The sequence below is a fragment of the Desulfogranum mediterraneum DSM 13871 genome, from assembly GCF_000429965.1.
Taxonomy (GTDB): Bacteria; Desulfobacterota; Desulfobulbia; order Desulfobulbales; family Desulfobulbaceae; genus Desulfogranum; species Desulfogranum mediterraneum.
Window position 1 is genome coordinate 150,945 of the sequence record NZ_AUCW01000004.1, and the last position, 17,852, is coordinate 168,796.

Annotated in this window: 14 protein-coding genes; 7 read left to right on the forward strand and 7 right to left on the reverse strand. The window is 59.5% G+C overall.

Annotated features, from left to right (window positions below):
* Positions 1 to 173 precede the first annotated feature (173 nt).
* The 7 genes from G494_RS0102205 (at position 174) to G494_RS24995 (ending at position 6,577) form a co-directional block, all read left to right on the forward strand.
* Positions 174 to 1,166, forward strand: coding sequence for an MlaE family ABC transporter permease (locus G494_RS0102205; protein WP_232362463.1), 993 nt, complete (start codon positions 174 to 176; stop codon positions 1,164 to 1,166).
* 3 nt (positions 1,167 to 1,169) lie between these two features.
* The gene (locus G494_RS0102210; protein WP_028583217.1) at positions 1,170 to 1,937 is read left to right on the forward strand and encodes an ABC transporter ATP-binding protein; all 768 of its coding nucleotides are present in this window, start codon (positions 1,170 to 1,172) and stop codon (positions 1,935 to 1,937) included.
* The gene (locus tag G494_RS0102215; RefSeq protein WP_028583218.1) at positions 1,934 to 2,950 is read left to right on the forward strand and encodes an MlaD family protein; all 1,017 of its coding nucleotides are present in this window, start codon (positions 1,934 to 1,936) and stop codon (positions 2,948 to 2,950) included. The genes G494_RS0102210 and G494_RS0102215 overlap by 4 nt, the downstream gene beginning before the upstream one ends.
* Positions 2,947 to 3,564: a PqiC family protein gene (locus G494_RS0102220; RefSeq protein ID WP_028583219.1), complete on the forward strand. Its 618-nt coding sequence runs from the start codon at positions 2,947 to 2,949 to the stop codon at positions 3,562 to 3,564. Before G494_RS0102215 ends, G494_RS0102220 begins: the two co-directional genes overlap by 4 nt.
* A gap of 18 nt (positions 3,565 to 3,582) precedes the next feature.
* Positions 3,583 to 4,083, forward strand: coding sequence for a DUF3124 domain-containing protein (locus G494_RS0102225; RefSeq protein ID WP_035245173.1), 501 nt, complete (start codon positions 3,583 to 3,585; stop codon positions 4,081 to 4,083).
* Between the two features lie 77 nt (positions 4,084 to 4,160).
* Entirely contained in the window at positions 4,161 to 4,970 is an 810-nt protein-coding gene (locus G494_RS0102230; protein WP_028583221.1) for an ABC transporter substrate-binding protein, read from the forward strand.
* Positions 4,971 to 5,020: 50 nt separating this feature from the next.
* Positions 5,021 to 6,577 (forward strand): AlbA family DNA-binding domain-containing protein, encoded by a 1,557-nt coding sequence (locus G494_RS24995; protein WP_028583222.1) that lies wholly within the window; start codon positions 5,021 to 5,023, stop codon positions 6,575 to 6,577.
* 45 nt (positions 6,578 to 6,622) lie between these two features.
* On the opposite strand, the gene G494_RS21510 is transcribed toward G494_RS24995, so the two are convergent.
* Genes G494_RS21510 through G494_RS21520 form a run of 7 tightly spaced genes read right to left on the reverse strand, consistent with a single transcriptional unit; the run spans position 6,623 to position 17,778 of the window.
* On the reverse strand, positions 6,623 to 8,479 hold the full coding sequence (locus tag G494_RS21510) for an ABC transporter ATP-binding protein (RefSeq protein WP_084456295.1): 1,857 nt from the start codon (positions 8,477 to 8,479) through the stop codon (positions 6,623 to 6,625).
* A complete protein-coding gene (locus tag G494_RS0102245; RefSeq protein WP_028583223.1) occupies positions 8,472 to 10,259 on the reverse strand; it encodes an ABC transporter ATP-binding protein in 1,788 nt (595 codons plus the stop codon). The genes G494_RS21510 and G494_RS0102245 overlap by 8 nt, the downstream gene beginning before the upstream one ends.
* The gene (locus G494_RS0102250; protein WP_028583224.1) at positions 10,256 to 11,266 is read right to left on the reverse strand and encodes a hypothetical protein; all 1,011 of its coding nucleotides are present in this window, start codon (positions 11,264 to 11,266) and stop codon (positions 10,256 to 10,258) included. The genes G494_RS0102245 and G494_RS0102250 overlap by 4 nt, the downstream gene beginning before the upstream one ends.
* Before the next feature lie 48 nt (positions 11,267 to 11,314).
* Positions 11,315 to 13,303: an ATP-binding response regulator gene (locus G494_RS0102255; protein WP_028583225.1), complete on the reverse strand. Its 1,989-nt coding sequence runs from the start codon at positions 13,301 to 13,303 to the stop codon at positions 11,315 to 11,317.
* Positions 13,293 to 13,664, reverse strand: a complete 372-nt coding sequence (locus tag G494_RS0102260) for a response regulator (RefSeq protein ID WP_028583226.1) — start codon at positions 13,662 to 13,664, stop codon at positions 13,293 to 13,295. The genes G494_RS0102255 and G494_RS0102260 overlap by 11 nt, the downstream gene beginning before the upstream one ends.
* Positions 13,661 to 15,418 (reverse strand): hybrid sensor histidine kinase/response regulator, encoded by a 1,758-nt coding sequence (locus G494_RS21515; protein WP_051305271.1) that lies wholly within the window; start codon positions 15,416 to 15,418, stop codon positions 13,661 to 13,663. The genes G494_RS0102260 and G494_RS21515 overlap by 4 nt, the downstream gene beginning before the upstream one ends.
* Positions 15,415 to 17,778 (reverse strand): gluconeogenesis factor YvcK family protein, encoded by a 2,364-nt coding sequence (locus G494_RS21520; protein ID WP_161629924.1) that lies wholly within the window; start codon positions 17,776 to 17,778, stop codon positions 15,415 to 15,417. The genes G494_RS21515 and G494_RS21520 overlap by 4 nt, the downstream gene beginning before the upstream one ends.
* Positions 17,779 to 17,852 lie beyond the last annotated feature (74 nt).

Below are 17,852 nucleotides of genomic sequence, written 5' to 3' on the forward strand. Positions count from 1 at the left end.
CTGCAAAGTCAGCAAGGTGGCGACCTATCGACCGGTACACCCAGAAACCAGCACCGACCATCAGTTCCAGCTCCAGGGGTAAGGATACCCTGATCATCCATCTCGGCGGCAGCTGGACCCTGGACCAAACAGCTCCGGACCAGAGTGAAATCAGGCGAGCCCTTGTTCCGCCTGTGACCAGGGTGGGTTTCAACTGTGACCAACTCCAGGACTGGGACAGCCTCCTGCCGGTAATGCTGCAACAACTGGAGGCCTGCTGCCGCTCCCGCTCCATAGCCTTGGACCCAGGCCAGCTCCCCCATGGGGTGCAGCAACTGCTGCGGCTGGCTCAGTCCACGCCCGTTCACCTACCGCCCCAGCCCTCGGCCATCTCGCCGGTGGGCCGGCTCGGCCGGTTTACCCTCGAAACGGTGGCCAGGGGGCGGGAACTTGCCACCTTTAGCGGCGAGATCATCCTGGAGTGTGGGGCCCTGAGCCGCGGACAGACCACCTTCAGGCTCCGTGATTTCTGGTCCTTTGTCCAGGCTGCCGGGGCCGAGGCCCTGCCCATTGTCTCCCTGATCTCCATCCTGGTTGGAGTGATTCTGGCCTTTGTCGGAGCGGTTCAACTGCAGATGTTCGGCGCCCAGGTCTATGTGGCCAACCTGGTGGGCCTGGCCATGGTCCTTGAGATGGGGGCCATGATGAGCGGGGTGATCATGGCCGGGCGAACCGGAGCCAGCTACGCCGCCCAGCTCGGCACCATGCAGGTCAACGAGGAGATCGATGCCCTGCGTACCCTGGGCATCTCGCCCATAGGTTTTCTGGTCCTGCCCCGGATGTTTGCCCTGATCTTGATGATGCCGCTGCTCTGCATCTATGCCGACCTGCTCGGCATCATCGGCGGTTCACTGGTCGGCGTCTTCATGCTGGATCTTTCGGTGAGCGAATACTTCTCTTACACCCGCAGGGCCATCCATCTGAACCAATGTCTCGAAGGGATAATCAAGAGTACGGTATACGGACTGCTGGTCGGATTTGCCGGCTGCTTCCGCGGCCTCCAATGCGGCCGCAGTTCAGCGGCCGTGGGCGAGGCCACCACCTCGGCCGTGGTCACCGCCATTGTCCTGATCATCATCTCCGACGCCCTGATGACCTTTATCTTCAACCTGCTGAAGATGGGCTAAGCGATGACAAGGGTACTGACTGTGGAGAACCTGACCATGGCTTACGGGAAGAGGCTTCTCCAGCGCGAACTCAACTTTACGGTCAACCAGGGCGACATCTTTGTGATCATGGGGGGCAGCGGCTGCGGCAAATCCACCCTGCTGCGCCACCTGATCGGCCTGAAACAGCCGGCAGCCGGCCGGGTGCTCTACGGTGGGATCGATTTCTGGCAGGCAGGGGCGGAGCAACGGAGCCGGATCCTCCGCCGGGCCGGCATCCTCTACCAGTCCGGCGCCCTCTGGAGCGGTATGACCCTGGAAGAAAACATTGCCCTGCCCCTCCAGCAGTACAGTGGTCAAAAAGGAACCAGCATCAGGGAAATCGTTGCCTTTAAGCTGGCCCTGGTCGGCCTCTCCGGCTTTGAACACTATTATCCGGCAGAGTTGTCCGGCGGGATGCGCAAGAGAGCGGCCCTGGCCAGGGCCATTGCCCTGGACCCGGAGTTTCTCTTTTTTGACGAGCCCTCCGCAGGCCTGGACCCGATCAGCGCCAAAAACCTTGATCAGCTGATCCTGGAGATCCGCGACAGCCTGGGTGCCACCGTGATCATCGTCAGTCACGAACTGGCCTCTATCTTTGCCATCGGCACCAACGCGGTCTTCCTCGACTCCGAGGCCAAGACCATGCTGGCCGCCGGCGCCCCCGAACAGCTGCTGGCAGAGAGCGCTGACCAGCGGGTTATCGACTTTCTTACCCGGGGCAAGGGAACCAGAGGAGCACCCACACTGTGAGTAAAAAAGCCAATCCCACCCTGGTCGGTAGCTTTGTCCTGGTCGCCATTGGCCTGGCCCTGGCCGCCATCATCATCCTGGGCAACATCAAACTGGAGAACAAGGTCTTTCCCTGTGTACTCTACTTCCCGGGATCACTCCATGGTCTGGATATCGGTGCCCCGGTCACCCTCAGGGGGGTCCGGATCGGTACGGTTTCCAGGATTTTGATCAACTTCAATCCCCGCCGCTCCGACTACACCATTGCCGTCTACATCGAGGTCAGCCCCAACTCCAGCATCCGGGAAGACCCTGCTGAACCCTGGGACCAGGTTGCCCTGGCCCAAACGACCAGGACCATGATCGCCAAAGGCCTCCGGGGCAAACTGAAGATGCGCAGCCTGGTCACCGGCAAGCTCTACATCGACCTGGCCTTTTACCCCGGCTCCGAGCTTTCCCTCCACCACCCGGACAGCGATCCCGAGACCGTGGAGATCCCCACCCTGCCCTCGGGCCTGGAACAGCTGACCCAGACCCTGGCCGACCTTCCCATCGGTCAACTGGCCAAACAGGCCGGGGCCGTCCTGGCCGGACTGGACCGGATCCTCAACTCAAACAAGAGCAAACAGGCCCAGGAACAGGTCTACTCGAGCCTGGCAAACCTGGACCTGCTGCTACAGGAGCTGCAAACGACCCTGCCCGCCTCTTCCAGACAACTCTCGGAGGTCCTGACCGCCTTGAAGCAACTTGCCAGGGAGGGCAGCTCCCTGCTGAAGGCGGCAGATGCAACCCTGGAGTTGGCCGGCCCCAAGATCATCCACAGCCTGGAGGGAGTGGATCAGTCGGTGGCCACCCTGCTCCAATCCCTGGAGAATATTCAATCCCTGGTTGACGATGGTCAGGAATACGCCTATGATTTTTCCAGAACCATGCGTGAACTGGAAGCCATGGCCCGCTCCATCCGCTTCCTGACCGATTACCTCCAACGCTATCCCAATGCCCTGATCTTCGGGCCCGGTGAGGAGACCCCGTGAACCGATCGCTCCCATGCCAGCCTCTCTGGACTCTCCTGCTCCTGGGCCTGCTGCTGGCCGGCTGTGCAGCTGGCAGCGCCAAGCTCAGCTTCTACTCCCTCTACCCCAGCCACCCCAGCATCCCGGCCGGAGTCCGACTGGAACAACAGGGGTACAGCTCCCAGACCCTGATCATGCCCGTCCAGCTGGCTCCCCAGCTGCAACATCTGGGCATCGTCAGCAGGCCCAGCCCGGCCACGACCCGAATCTCGCCCCTCTCCCGCTGGAGCGGTCCCCTGGACGAACAGTTTGCCGGGGTGATCGCCGCCAACCTCAAGGCCCTGCTCAGGAGCCCGCATATCTCGATCTACCCTGGTCCACGCTATGGCCGGCAACGCCTCATGGTCGAGATCCGCCTGGACAGCTTCTCCCCCCTGAGAGATCAATTTAACCTGGAGGCCAGCTGGACCATCAGTGATGTCCCCTCACGCCGGCAGCTCAAACAGACCAGCAGCAGCTATACCATCCCTCTGAGCCAGCCAGGCTATGAGGGCTATGCTGCTGCCGGCTCTGCCACTGCCGGCCTGCTCAGCCTGGAAATCGCCCAGGCGCTCCAGACCCTGGGTCAACCATAAACCATGAGATCACCTGCCATGAACAAGCGCTACCTCATCCTCCTGCTCTTCCTTGCCCTGCTCGCCCCCACCCTCCAGCCACCAGCCTTCGGCCGAGCGACCACCAGCTTCAACCACTGGCTGGCACAGACCGTCTATGTGCCACTCTACTCACACATCTATGCCGATGAACGCTATAAGGATAAACCCTTTCTCCTTACCGCCACCCTCTCCGTCCGCAACACCGATCCGGAACGCACCATTACCCTGCGCAAGGTCAACTACTATGATTCCCAGGGCAAGCTGCTCCAAAAATATCTGGAAAAGCCGCTGGAGATAGGCCCCCTGGGGTCCACCCGCTACATTGTCCGGGAATCCGAATCCAAGGGAGGTTCAGGCGCCAAGTTCCTGGTCCACTGGGACGCCCCTGCCCAGGTGACCGAGCCCATCATCGAATCCATCATGATCGGTACCAAGATGCAGCAGGGGATATCGTTTATCTCCCGCGGTCGGGTCATCAAGGGAACTACCGCCCCCTGAGAGACAACCGGGAACCAGAACCCTGGTCGTTCCATTACGACTCAGCCATGAAGCGAACTAAGCCAAAAGGAACTGTCATGAATCGCTGGTCTCCCGTCCTGCTGATCCCGCTACTCTCCCTGTTGCTCTGCAGCTGTGCAGGCCATGGGGACGGGTCCTCCGGAAAACCACCTGCCCAGACACAGCTGCTGCGGGTCGGTGTCTCTGCAAATGCCCCACCCATGGTCTATAGGGGTCCCGACGGCCTCATCGGCCTGGAGATTGCCTTTGCCCGGGGCCTGGCTGATTACTCCGGACGTCGGCTCAAGCTGGTTCGCCTCCCCTGGGAAGAGCAGATCCCGGCCCTGGTCGCCGGGAAAACCGATATCATCATGTCCGCAATGACCATCACCCCTGCCCGTTCCTACCGGCTGAGCTTTGTCCAGCCCTATATGGCCACCAGCCAGATTGCCCTGGTCCGTGGCCCGGATTACAATCGCTACTCCGATGGATTTCCGGCCCTGTTGAACCCCGGGGTCAGGGTGGGAACGGTAAGCGGTACCAGCGGAGATCTCTTTGTGGCCCAGAATAAGGCCCGGGGTGTCCGGACCACCTTTAGCCGCTCAGAGCAGGCGGTCCGAGCCCTGCTGGCCAAGGAGATCGATGCCCTGGTCTATGACCTCCCGGGCAGCCTCTACTATGCCTCCCTCTATGCCGACCAGGGTCTGGTGGCGGTGATCCAACCAATGACCCGGGAACAACTGGCCTGGGCCGTTGGCAGTGACCAGCAGCAGCTCCTGGAGCAGGCCAACCGATATCTGAGCTCCATCAAGGCAGATGGCCGGCTGCGACAGCTGATTGAACAGTGGATCCCCTTTTACAGGCAGCTCTACAACAACCAGCCCTGAAGCAGCCTTCCAGGCCCTGATGGCGCAACTAACCTCCACCCTTACTTGCTATGAAATTCTTCCGAAAAATTCTCCCCTTCTTTATCCCGGTGGCCGGTTTCCTCCTGGTCCTGACCGCGATCAATATCCTCCAATACTATCAGCTGAAGAAAGACCTGAGCACCACCCTTATCCAGGGCATCAGCGCCTCGGAATTCAAAGAGATCCAGAGTTTCTTTGACAGCACCATCTCTAAACTCAACATCGTCAGAGACTGGGGCCAGAACGGGCTTCTCGATCTCGCCAATCCCAAGGACCTGAACAAAAAGTTCATGCCCCTGCTGGAGCATCAGCCCCACATCAGCGCCCTCTTTCTGGCCACCGATCAGGGCAGGGAATACTTCCTCCAGCAGGAGCAACCCCGGCTGATCAGCCGGGCCAGCCAGCAGCTGAACAGCACCACCGTGCAGGAGTACCAGGAATGGGACGGGCCGGAGACCGCGGTCCGCAGCTGGCAGAAGCACGGCAGCTATGACCCCAGGAGCCGCCCCTGGTTCACCGCCAGCCCAGGCAAGGACCAGGTATACTTCACCGATATCTATACCTTTAACCATAGCAACAGCCAGGGATTTTCGGCCTCGGTCTCCTGGCAGCAGCAGGGGCGCCTCCAGGTCTTTGGCTTTGATATCCAACTGGCTGACATCAGGCAGCTGCTCCATGCCGTTAACCGGGACAAACCCAGCCTGCTCTTCCTGGTCAACCCGGGGAGCCATTTTCATATTGCCGAACTCCCTGAACAGTGGCCGGCTTCAATCCGCACCCCACTCTCCGGCCGGCAGCAGCTGCTGCCGAGCATCATCGGTCGCTGGGCTGAGCAGGGTTCCCCGGTTGCGACCCCTATCACCCTGAAGCTGAAGAGTGAACAGTGGATCACCTCCTTTCAGCCCCTGAACCAGGAACGTCAGGCCTTCTGGATCGGGGTGGCATCCACCGAGGGCGCCCTGATCGGGGCCCTCAACAACTCGCTGTTTCGCATCGATCTGCTGGACATGAGCGTGGCCCTCACTGCAGGGGTCGTGCTCTTTCTGCTCCTCTGGCAGATAGGGCTGCTCCATCTCAGCGAACCTCTCCCGCCCAGTGCCGGAGAACGGTTCCAGCAGGCCCTGGCCAAGGGAGAAGGGGCCTGCGTGGAGTTCAAGTCAACCATCCGGGCCAACCTGAAAACCGGCAAACCAGGCAAAGAGATAGAGCTCGCCTGGCTCAAGGCCCTGACCGCCTTTCTCAACAGTGCAGGCGGCACCCTGCTCCTTGGTGTTGACGACGCCGGCACCCCGGTGGGGCTGGCAGTCGATGGATTTGAGAGTGAGGATCGCTGCCTGCTCCACATCAAGAACCTGATCAACCAGCATATCGGCGCAGAGTTTTCTGCCTTCATCTCCCTGGCCATGGTTGACTGCGGTCAGACCAGGGCGCTGATGGTGGAAACCTCACCAGCAGGGACCCCGGTGGTGTTACGGATCGGCAAGAGTGAAGAATTTTATGTTCGCTCCGGCCCCTCCTCGGTCAAACTCTCCCCCAGTCAGATGATCCGTTTCGTCCTCCAACACCATCAGGCCAAGACCAGGTAAGCAGAGCAAGGCGAGCAGGGAGGCGAGCCAAGTCCAACTCGGCGGCTAGGGGGCCTCGGCTGGCCCCTGCGGCCGCCGAGGCCCCAGGGAGCCGTCAGCACCATTGGAACGCCGGTTATCCTCAAGGTCCAGGTTCACCAACTCACGGTAGAGGGAGGGTCTGGCCATCAGCTCCCCATGACTGCCCTGTTCGGCGACCCGGCCCTGATCCAGGACCACGATCCGATCCACCCTTCGGATGGTGGATAGCCGATGGGCAATCACCAGGGAGGTACGGCCTTCCAGCCCAACGGCCATGGCCTCTTCCAGGATGCGCTCCGACTCTGCATCAATGGAGGAGGTGGCCTCGTCGAGGATCAGGATAGCCGGATCCCGGTACAGGGCGCGGACAAAGGATAAGAGCTGCTTCTCGCCCACCGACAACTCCTTGGCCCCTTCACCGATGAGCGTTGCCAGGCCCTGGGGCAGGCTCTGGATAAAGGCCTCCAGGCCGGTTCGATGCAACAGGCCGGCCAGCTTTCCCCTGTCCAGGGGAGCATCCAGGATAATGTTGGCCTGGATGGTATCGGGAAGGATAAAGATATCCTGCATGATCACCCCGATATGAGCCCGGAGGGTGGCCAGGGGGATGGTCTTCAGGGGGTGGCTGCCGATCCGGATCCGGCCCTGATCCGGATCGTAGTAGCGGCAGAGCAGGTTGATCAGGGTGGACTTGCCTGCGCCGGTGGTCCCGATCAGGGCAAGGGTTTCCCCCTGGCGGACCCTCAGGTCGATCCCCTGAAGTACCGCTGTGTCCGGACTGTAGCCAAACCAGACCGCTTCAAAACAGAGGTCGCCCTTGAGTTCCGGAACCTGCGACGACTCCCGGGGTGCAACAATGGCAGAAGGGGTATCCAGAAGCTGAAAAATTCGCTCTGCCGAGGCCATGGCCGACTGGACGATGGAGTACTTCTGAGACACCTCGCGCAGAGGTTGAAAGAAGAGCCGCATATAGGAGAGAAAGGCGACCAGTTCTCCCAGACTCAAGCGGCTGCGGATAATCTCACCACCACCGCACCAGAGGATCAGGGCCACCGCAGTTGCGCTCATCAGGTCGGTAAGGGGCATAAAGAGGCCAAAGAGTTTGATCTGGCTGAGGTTGCGTTGGAGATACTCCTCGGTCTGGCCTCGGTAGCGGCCAACCATCCCGGCCTGGCGGTTAAAGACCTGGATCAGGTTGACGCTGGCCAGTGATTCGGCCAGAAAACCATTGAGCCTGGCCAGCTGACTGCGAATCGCCCGAAATCGGCCCCTGGCCAGCCGGGAAAACCGGATGGTCGTCAGCAGGGCCAGGGGGACGAAGAGCGACATCACCAGGGCCAGGGAGCTGTTCATAAAAAAAAGAAAGCAGAAGATCCCCAACAACTTGAGGGCATCGTTGAACAGGGTGACCATCACCGAGGTGAACATTTCATGCATATTCTGAATGTCATTGGTCAACCTGGTCACCAACCGACCGGTCTGCTGCCGGTGAAAAAAACCCATATCCAGGGTCAGGAGATGGGCAAAGAGCGCTTGCCGCAACCGATCCATGATCGACTGTCCCACCCACTCCAGGAGGATGATCTGGCTGAAGCCGGCGAGGAAGACCACCACCACCAGGCCGCCATAGGCCAGGACAATCCTGCCCAGCTCACCCAGGCGCTGCTCCAGCGAGAGCCCGGTGACCACGATGGAGCCGTCAATACCCAGCTGCATCAGTTTGGGCAGCATCAGGCCGGCTGCAGTGATCAGCAGGGAGAGCATAACCGCCCCGGCCAGGGGCAGGCGATGGGACGCGCAGTAGACAAGGATCCGTCTCCAGAGATGGAGATCACCGACCCTGCCCGGCCGGCCGTCTTCACTGTAGCCGAAGTTATGCATTGAGCCGCTGTTTCTCCATCATGATGCCGTAAAAGGGATCATTGAGCAGCTGCTCATGGCGGCCCTGGGCAACGATCTCCCCTGCCTCGATGATCACGATCCGGTCGGTCACCTGGAGCACATTGATCCGGTGGGAGACCAGGATCACGGTCTTGAAGGCCGCAGAGGCCAGAATCCCCTGGATCACCTCTTTCTCGGTTTCCACATCAATGGCATTGAGCCCGTCATCGATGATCAAGACCGGCCGCCGACAGAGCAGGGCCCGGGCCAGGGCCAGACGTTGGCGCTGGCCTCCGGAGAGTTTCACCCCCCGTTCGCCGACCACGGCCTCATAGCCCTGGGGAAAGCGGAGAATATCCTCATGGATCGCAGCCAGCCGTGCAGCCTGGTGGATTTCCTCCCGACCGGCCTCGGGCTTGCCAAAGGCGATATTGTTGGCCAGGGTATCGGCAAAGAGCACGGTCTCCTGGGCCACATAGGCGATCCGTCTCCGCAGCTCATCCACCTCCAGGGTGGTGACATCACAGTCGTTGACCCAGAGCTCACCAGGGGCAACCGGATAGATCCGTAAGAGCAGCTTACAGAGGGTGGATTTGCCGGAGCCGGTTCTGCCGGTGATGCCCAGGATACCTGCCGGGATCTCCAGGTTCAGGGAAGAGAGTGCCGGCCGGCTACTCCCGGGATAGGAAAAGGAGAGATTGCGGCACTGAAAGAAGAGTCCCTGGTCGCCACGGTTAAGAGTACCTCCCCCGGGGGCAATGGTGGGACGCTCCTGGAGCAGACGGTGAATCCGTTGCAGCGAGGTCATCCCCCGCTGGCTGATATTGGCAACCCAGCCCACCGCCATCATGGGCCAGATCAACATGTACATATAGGTGATAAAGGCGACAAACTCGCCCAGGGTGATCGCCTCCCTCATCACCAGGGCCCCTCCGTTGTAGAGGACCAGCAGCATGGCGATGTTGCCCACCAGGGTGGAGATGGGAAAGAGCGCCCCCTGGACCATGGCCACCTTGAGATTACTGCGGACATAGCGCTCCCCCAGGCGGGCCAGCCGTCTGCGCTGGAACCCCTCCAGGGTATATCCCTGAATCAGCTGGATGGAGACCAGGGTGGAGCGGACAAATTCGGTGATCAGGCCGAACTGCTCCTGGACCAGGTTGAAGCGCTGATGCAGCCTGGCTGACAAGATCCTTGTACAGAGGGCCAACAGCGGCATGGGAAGCAGGGCCAAGAGGGTCAGCTTGACGTTGATGGCCAGCATGAAACCCACGGCTGCCGTGGACATGACCATGGCGTCGGCTGCCGCCACCAGGCCCATGCCGCAGGCCATCTGCACGGCATTGAGGTCATTGGTGGCATGGGCGATCAGCTCACCGGTGGTCCAGCGCTCAAAAAAGGGCTGATCCAGGGTCAGAACATGGCTAAACATTCGATTTCTGAGCTGTCGCTCCAGGATACGGGAAAAGCCGATGATCAGGTAGCGCCAGCTGAAACGGAGGACCACCACCACCAGGGCGGCGGCCAGAATCATCAGGCTCAAGCGACCAAGTCCGGCCGGCGTAGCCCTGCCCTGCTGGAGGCTGTCCACCCCGTGCTGGAGAATCTTGGGGATGAGCAGTTGGATACAATCCACGCTCACCAGGGCGGCAAAGCCGAGCAAGAGGCGGCTGCGGTACTGCCGAAACAGGGGCAGGATCAGTTGGAGAACGGTCAGAAAAGAACGGGGCGGGGCACTTTCGGCTGCGGGCGTGTCGGGGCGGGGCAGCGGACGGGTCATGGCCGGGCGCGTAGCAACTCGTCATAGGCTGATGTCAGCTCGACAAACTGGTCGTGACTTCCCCCCTTGTCCGGATGCATGGTGTGGGCCTTTTGCCGGTAGAGGGAGGTAAGTTCTTTCCTGCCCATGGCGGCCAGTTGGCCGCGACTGAGGCCAAAGATCTCCGCCGCCTTGGCCAGCGACATCCTCGGACGAGCCGGGGGCGGGGACTGGGCAGAGGCCCTTCGGCTGCGCCGGAAACGCTGTCCCCTGGAACTCCAGAGCAGCTCAGCCTCATCGGCCTGGTCAAAGTACATCAGGAGGTAGCGCAACAGGTACCAGGGGACCTGTTGGCTCCGTTCATAGCCGGCCCAGAAGGCCTGGCTCTGATCCAGGGCACAGTACTCCTGGAGAAGGAACTCATCCACCTTGACAGGGTCCAGGGCATGGACCATATGGCGGGCAAGGGAACTCTGGAAGAAACGCTGGAGATCAAAGATGGTAAAGAGGTAGTTCTTGTACTCCCGGGGCTGCAGCTCCTTTTCCCGCTCCAGGACCAGCTGCTCGATCTCATCCCTGGATTTGGCCAGCAGCACCCGGTAGAGGGGCGCTGATCTATCCAGGGTCTCGGGTGTGCTCTGGCCAAAACGGAGGAAATGGAGCCGACGACGATCAAAGACATGGGTGGACTCCACTACCCGCAGGCGCTCTTCGTCAGCCATGGGCTGCCACCTGCGGTAGGCATGACGATGGCGAAAGGGCTCCAGCTTGTAGCGGATATAGGGGTCGACAAAGGGAAAGAAGAGTTCCTCCAACCGGGCATCGTCACCATCCACCCCCTGCTCGGCCAGACTGGCCAGCAGCTCTTTATCCAGCTGATAGCTGATATCTCCGCTATAGACAATGAAGCGACCGGGATCGTGGCCCAGGTCGAGCAGATCCCGGGAGGAGAAGACCTCCCCTTGGCGGAAAGATTCCCTGAGGATATAGCGCATTCCCCTGGGACTGTTTTTTTGAGCAAGATACATACAGGCCTCTGGTTGGCGGCAAGCCGCGGGCAGAACAGCTCAGCCTGATCAGCACCCTTCCACGGGATAGAGGAACCGTTGAACCACGGCTTCAACGGTATCGATGGAAAAGGGCTTGGTCAGGGCCGCGATAAATCCATACTGTTCGTAGTGTAAGATGACCTCGTTGCCCCCGTCCCCGCTGACGGCGATCAGGTTGGCATCTCCATGGTGCTCTAAAATTTGCCGGGAGGCCTCCAGCCCTCCCATGCCGCCATCCACGTTGAGGTCCAACAGGACCAGCGCATACCCTTGGCAACGCTCCTTTGCCTCCAGGTAGCTGGCCACGGCCTCCTCACCCCTCTCGACCAGGCTGATCTCACAGCCGCAGTGTTCAAACATCTTCTTGTTGATGATCCGCATCATCTCATCGTCATCCATGACCAGGACCCGCTTGGGGGAAGCGTCATGGGCCGAAAAGGCCTGATCTGTCACCACTGCGCTCCGCACCGGAAAATAGAGATAGACCGTGCACCCCTGGTCTGGGGGCGAGTCGATCCAGACCAGGCCGCCATGCTTCTTGACCAGGGAATGAACAATGGTCAAGCCAAGCCCCATGCCCTTTTGCACGCCCTTCTGCTTGGTGGAAAAGTAGGGATCAAAGACCTGATCAATGATATCAGCCGGAATACCGGGACCGGAATCCTGGAAGCTGAGGCGAACCAGTTTGCCTCTGGGCAGGGGTTGCCCTATCGCCTCGGCCTCTGCATCACCATCTACCAGATCGAGCCTGACCGAAATGGTTCCGCTCTCCTCCATGGCCTCAGTCGCATTGCAGATCAGGTTGGTCAGGACCTGGTGCATCAGGGAGGCATCCAAATTAATGGGCTGCTGAGCCGAGTTCTCCTCCAGGCTATAGCTGATCTGGGTGTCTGCAAGCTCCTGCTCCAGGGTTTCCCGAATAAGCTGCCCCAGATTGACCTCCTCCCTAAAGGGGAGATAATTATCTGAAAAGGTGGTGAAGGTACGGATCAGATCGATGGTCAGCCCCAGAGCCTTGCCCGCCTCCTGGAGCAACTCGGCCACCTGTTGATCTTTCTCCTTGATCAGGTAGCGTGACATTTCCATGTTGCCGCTGATGATGGTCAGCAGATTGTTGAAATCATGGGCTATGCCGCTGGCCATCACGGCCATGGCATCAATCTTCTGAATCCGGTGCAGCTCTTTCTCCAGTTGCCTCCGCTGCTGCTCTAGCTGTTTTCTCCTGGTCACATCTTTGATCATCGCGATGATGAAGACCTCATCCTCTTCAGCCACCGGAATCAGATTCATGGTCAGCAGATGTGCTGCCAGTTCGACAGGTTCGTCATAGTCAAAGACCAATGGTTGCAGGGCAGCTGCAGGTTCCAGGGCAGCCAGCCACTGACGCATCCGGCTCTGCTGGCTGCCTGCCAACAGCTCCGCCAGGCTGGTGCCAAGCAGTTCCTCCTCCAGCTTGCCGAACAGCTTCACCGCTGCAGCGTTGACCATGACGATCCGACCCTGGTGGTTGAGTTCCACCACCCCTTCGGTCATCCCTGCCAGGATAATATCACCATGTTGTTTACTGACCAGGAGTTCACGGGTCACCTCTCTGGAATACAAGCCCCCCAAGCCCTCAACCTGAGGGACATTACGGATCCCTGCCCTATACTTCTCCAGGGCAGCCAGGATGTGCGTTTTCATAGTGGCTGCAGGGCCTTTGGCAATGCAGACATCGGCGTCCACCTGGAGGGTACCCCTGTTCTCCTCCATGGCTACTCCGGAAAGAACAACCATAAATATATGTTTGAGTTCCGGGGTATTACGAACAACAAAGGTGAGTTTCTCACCATCGATCTTGGGCATGATCAGATCGGTAAAGATCACCTCCGGTGGGTGAGCGGCGATACAGTCCAGGGCCTCCAGGCCATTTTCTGCGGTCCGCACAAGCCAGCCCTCTTTTTCCAGAACACTACTGACGATCCTGCGGATGACCGGACTGTTATCAACCACCAGGATGTAACCGTTATTCTTCATTGGCGAGCAACTCCTTGATGGTGTCGGCAAGCTCTTTGACATCAAAAGGTTTGGTAAAGATCCGGTCAGCCCCCAGCTCCTTGGCTGCCGGCAGGTAGGCCTCGGGTCCGATCCGTCCCCCGCCGGAGATGGCGATGATCTTGGTGTCTGGAAATTCTTTTTTCAGTGAGGTGATGGTTTCAAGCCCCTCCTGCTCGGGCATGATCAGGTCGGTAATCACCAGGTCGGCCCGATGGAGGCGCTGCTGCTGCATCCCGGCCCGACCGTCTTCCGCTTCAACCACCTCATCACCGGCCCACTCAACGACCTGGCGAATAAGGGTTCGCATTTGCTGATCATCGTCAATGACTAATATCCTCATAGGCTGTCCTTGTGCTTAGGAAGTATTTCACGGATGGCTGTCGCCAGGAGGCGCATATCCAGGGGTTTGGCCAGAAACCGGCGCACCCCGGCTTGCTTTGCCTCCTCCGGGGTAACCACATCACTATACCCGGAACAGAGAATCACCGGCAGGGAGGGGTCATGGGTCAAGGCCTCTGCAGCCAGTTGCAGGCCGGTCATTCTGGGCATGGTATGATCGGTTATCAGGAGGTCAATGGCCTGCTCTCCTCCGGCAATAATCTCCAGGGCCTGCTCAGGGCTGGTGGCCGGCAGGATAGTGTAGCCGAGATACTCGAGCATCCTGGTCCGCATGGTGACAATCTCCTCTTCATCGTCGACGTAGAGAATAGTCTCCGAACCGCGGGGCAGGGAGACCACCAGCTCCTCCTCCAGTCCCTCCTCTTTCTTGATCCGGGGGAAAAAGAGGGTGAAGACGGTGCCCTTGCCCACCTCTGATTTTACATCGACCACCCCGTTATGGGCAAGAATAATCCCGTGGAGCACTGCCAGCCCCATGCCGGTGCCATCCCCGACCTCGCGGGTGGTAAAGAAGGGGTCAAAGATCCGCTGGAGGACCTCTGCAGAGATCCCCCGGCCGGTGTCGCGCACACCCAGGGCTACATACGGTCCTGGTCGCAGCTCTGGGTAGCGCTTCTGTTCGGCCACCCCGGCGGTGATCTCCCGCAGGCTCACCTCGATGGTACCGCTCTGCTCCTCCAGGGCCTGGGCTGCGTTGTTACAGAGGTTCATCAGTACCTGTTGAATCTGGGCCGGATCACCGGAGATGGCACCAATCCCCTCGCCGACCGAGACCTTTAACTCGATGGTGGCAGGCAGGGAGGCCCGGAGGAACTTGCAGCTCTCCTTGATCAGGGGCGAGATCTCCAGAACCCCCTGTTTACTGGCGGATTGGCGGCTAAAGGCCAGGATCTGGTTGACCAGCTCTTTGGCCCGGTGACCGGCATGTTTGATGGAGGAGACATGGTCAATGATCTCAGGGGTGGTCAGGGGCGGGCCTGGCCGAGGTATTTCCGGGTGTTTTTTCTCTGGCAGTCGATAGAGCAGCAGATCGGCATTGCCCAGGATCGCGCCCAGGATATTGTTGAAATCATGGGCTATGCCGCCGGCCAGGGTAGCCACGGCGTCCATCTTGTGGGCCTGCACCAGTTGGGTTTCCAGTTGGCGCTGGTGGGTGATATCTCTGGCAGAATAGATGTAGCCGATGACCCCGGCTGGCGACAGAATCGGAGAGGAAGAGACCTGAAAAATCTTACCCAGATAGGGGTGCCGTACCTCCTGGGTGTAGGGTTTTTGCTCCTCCTGAACAATGGGCAGGGGACAGTAGCGGCAGGGGGAATCCTCCCCTGCAAAGAGCTGATAACAGTGGCCGCCCTCCAGCGGGGTGTCCCCCTGGCTCAGCAGCTTATGGGCCGCCCTGTTGCCCTTGATGACCCGTAACTCCTTATCAAGGATAAGCACCGGTTCAATAATGGCATCAAAGGTATATTGCCAGTCGCTCAGGAGCGGGCCAAAACCTTCTTCGCCTGTTGCCTGATCAGCCAGGGGCTGCGCTGCCGAGCCCCTCTCCTCCGAGTCCCTGTCCTCCGAGTCCCTGTCCTGAAAGGCCTCAACCGCGCCCTGCCTCAACCTCGGTCGAATCTTCAGCAGGAAATAGCTGATCATCCCGATGACCATCAGGGCCAATATCAGGCTCAACCAGAGTAACACAATCATATCCCCCCTGCTCCGTTCTGGGTAACCGCGGCTGAAAACTGTTGTCCAAAGACCTGCTCGCGAAAAAAAGTAATCATGGCCCGCCGGTTTGTCATAATCCTAATCTGCTCCGGGATAAAATCAGAGAGATCATTCTTCATGATGGACATGGTATAGTCGATATTCGGGGCAAAGCGATTGTCCAGATACCAGGCATAGAAGAGACCAAAATGCAGTCCCGGAGGGGTAAATCCTTCGCCGGAGTTGATCACCCTGCTAAAGAGGCGCTCCAAACGATGGGACGGATTCATCCTGCAGAGCTGCAGGTAGGTGGTGAGCTGAACCGGAGTCAGGAAACTCTGCAGCTGTTGAGGCTCACGGAGGCTGAGCTGATACATCCTGCCGACATCCTCACCGCCATGGCGAAGGGTGACCATCTGCTTGCTGCAGGCATAGTTGCCTAAGAGCGACTGGCCCAGGGCAATCAGAAAAACCGCCTCAAAGCGGTTCAGATTTTCGCTCTGATCCTGCCTGATTTTTATTTTGCAATCAGCAGGATCATAGAAGGAAAAGACATTATCCCACTGCTGGGAGCGTTTCCAGTTCTCCGGGGCAATCAGGGTGATACCACGAAAAAATTTGAGATGTTCAAAGAGGATATCCGGATGGAGCCAGATAATCTCCACCAGTCGTTCCAGCAGCCAGCGGCGCTGGGTCTCGTCCATCTTCTTGGGCAGGGTGGAGCCACCGCTGATCAACTCGGTACTGGTGTAGTGCAACAGGTCCTGAATTCTTTGATAACGCAGGCAGGGAATCTGACGTTCCGGATAATGCACCCTGGAACTGAAATCGGCTGGCGGCAAGCTGGTCAGCGCCGGAACCTCTTCGACCAGACCGGCCGCCTGGAGGGTCCAGAGGGTCTTGATCGCCCTGGCAAGGGCCTTGGGATCATGTTGGATCACTCCCCGGCGAAGGAGCTGTTCCTCGGAAAAGATACGGGCTGCCACGGTGCGAAAGCCCAAGCCTTCCACCTTGGCCCGGTCCAGGTAGATAGGTTCCTTCTCCTCCAGGGCATAACGTTGGAGCACCGAGCCGGGAATATCCTCCATCTTCAGACAGAGAACCGTGGAAAAGAGCTCGTCAACACCTCCCGGGATATTGCGATGATAGGCGCGGATCAAGTCAGAGACATGGAATTTTCGATCCGGGGCCTCAAAGGCGGCATCGGTCTCCCCCTTCTGGACCCAGATGTTGGCCACCAGCAGCTTCAAGGCCCTGGTATTGGCGCGGATGGCATCGGCCAGTCCGGGGATCTGGAGAATGGGAATAATCGAGGTGTAGAGACTCCCCGGGGCAAGTACGATGACATCGGCTGCTGAAAGCAGCTGTCCCACCTCTGGCTGGAGAAAGGGATGGCGGCTGAACTCAACCAGGACCTTGTCCACGGCATAGCCTCGTCTGGCATGGCTGGATTTGAACTCACTGGTCACCAGCACCCCGTTTTCATAGAGCAGCTGCAGCCGGGCAAGGGTGGTGGAACAGGGAAGCACCCCGTTGCGCTGGGTGCCCATGGCCGCACTGAGTCGAGCCAGTCCCTTCAGGGTTGCGGTACGCACCACCTGATGAGCGGCCAGGAGCTGCGCCGCCTCAAGTTCCGGATCCAGCTCTGCGTACACCGCTGCTGCCAGCAAGAGGTTGCCCAGGCACTGGGGACGATGGAGGGTGACGGCAAGGCGCGGGTCTTCATAGAGCTGCCTGGTCAGGTCCAGCAGGACCGCAAACAGCCCATCGGGCAGATCATTGAGCTCGGCACCGGTATCCCGGAGCAGGTGCTCGGCTGAGGGGGGGCAGCTGATAAAGCGGTAGTTAAAGATGGCATGGAGTGCCGCGATCACCCTGCCCACCAGGTAGTCGTCCAGCTGGTAGCGCTTGATCAGGAGATCCCTACGCACGGCAGAGAGCAGGACGTGACGCAGGTCGCCAAGGGCAATCAGCGGCAGGTCCTTGAGCAGCTCGCCGGTGGAGCCGCCATCATCGGTGATACAGACGATGGAGTGGAGTTGGGGAAAGAGCTCCTTCATCCCGGTAAAGGGGTTCTCCTTCCAACCCTGCTGCCGGGAATCGCCGCCGATGATATTGGATAAACCGGTACCGCCGCCCAGGACAACGACCTTGAGGCCGCTGACATCAAAGGTGCGCACCTGCTCCTGGAAGGTGAGGTAGGCCGCCGCAAGCTCCGAATTCTGCAGCTGGTCAACCGGATCCAAAATCAGGGCAGTAACCTTTTCCGCAAAGCTTGCGCCGGGGAGGAAGTCGAGGGCTGCAAATTTTTTGGTCGCCAGTTGGCGCCACTGCCCGCTTATCTCACGTTCTTCGACCATCTCTGCCTCTTCGTTGCCGCTGCCGCTGTCCATATTGAAATGGACGCCGGGTACGGTTCGGCCCCGGTCCTTTC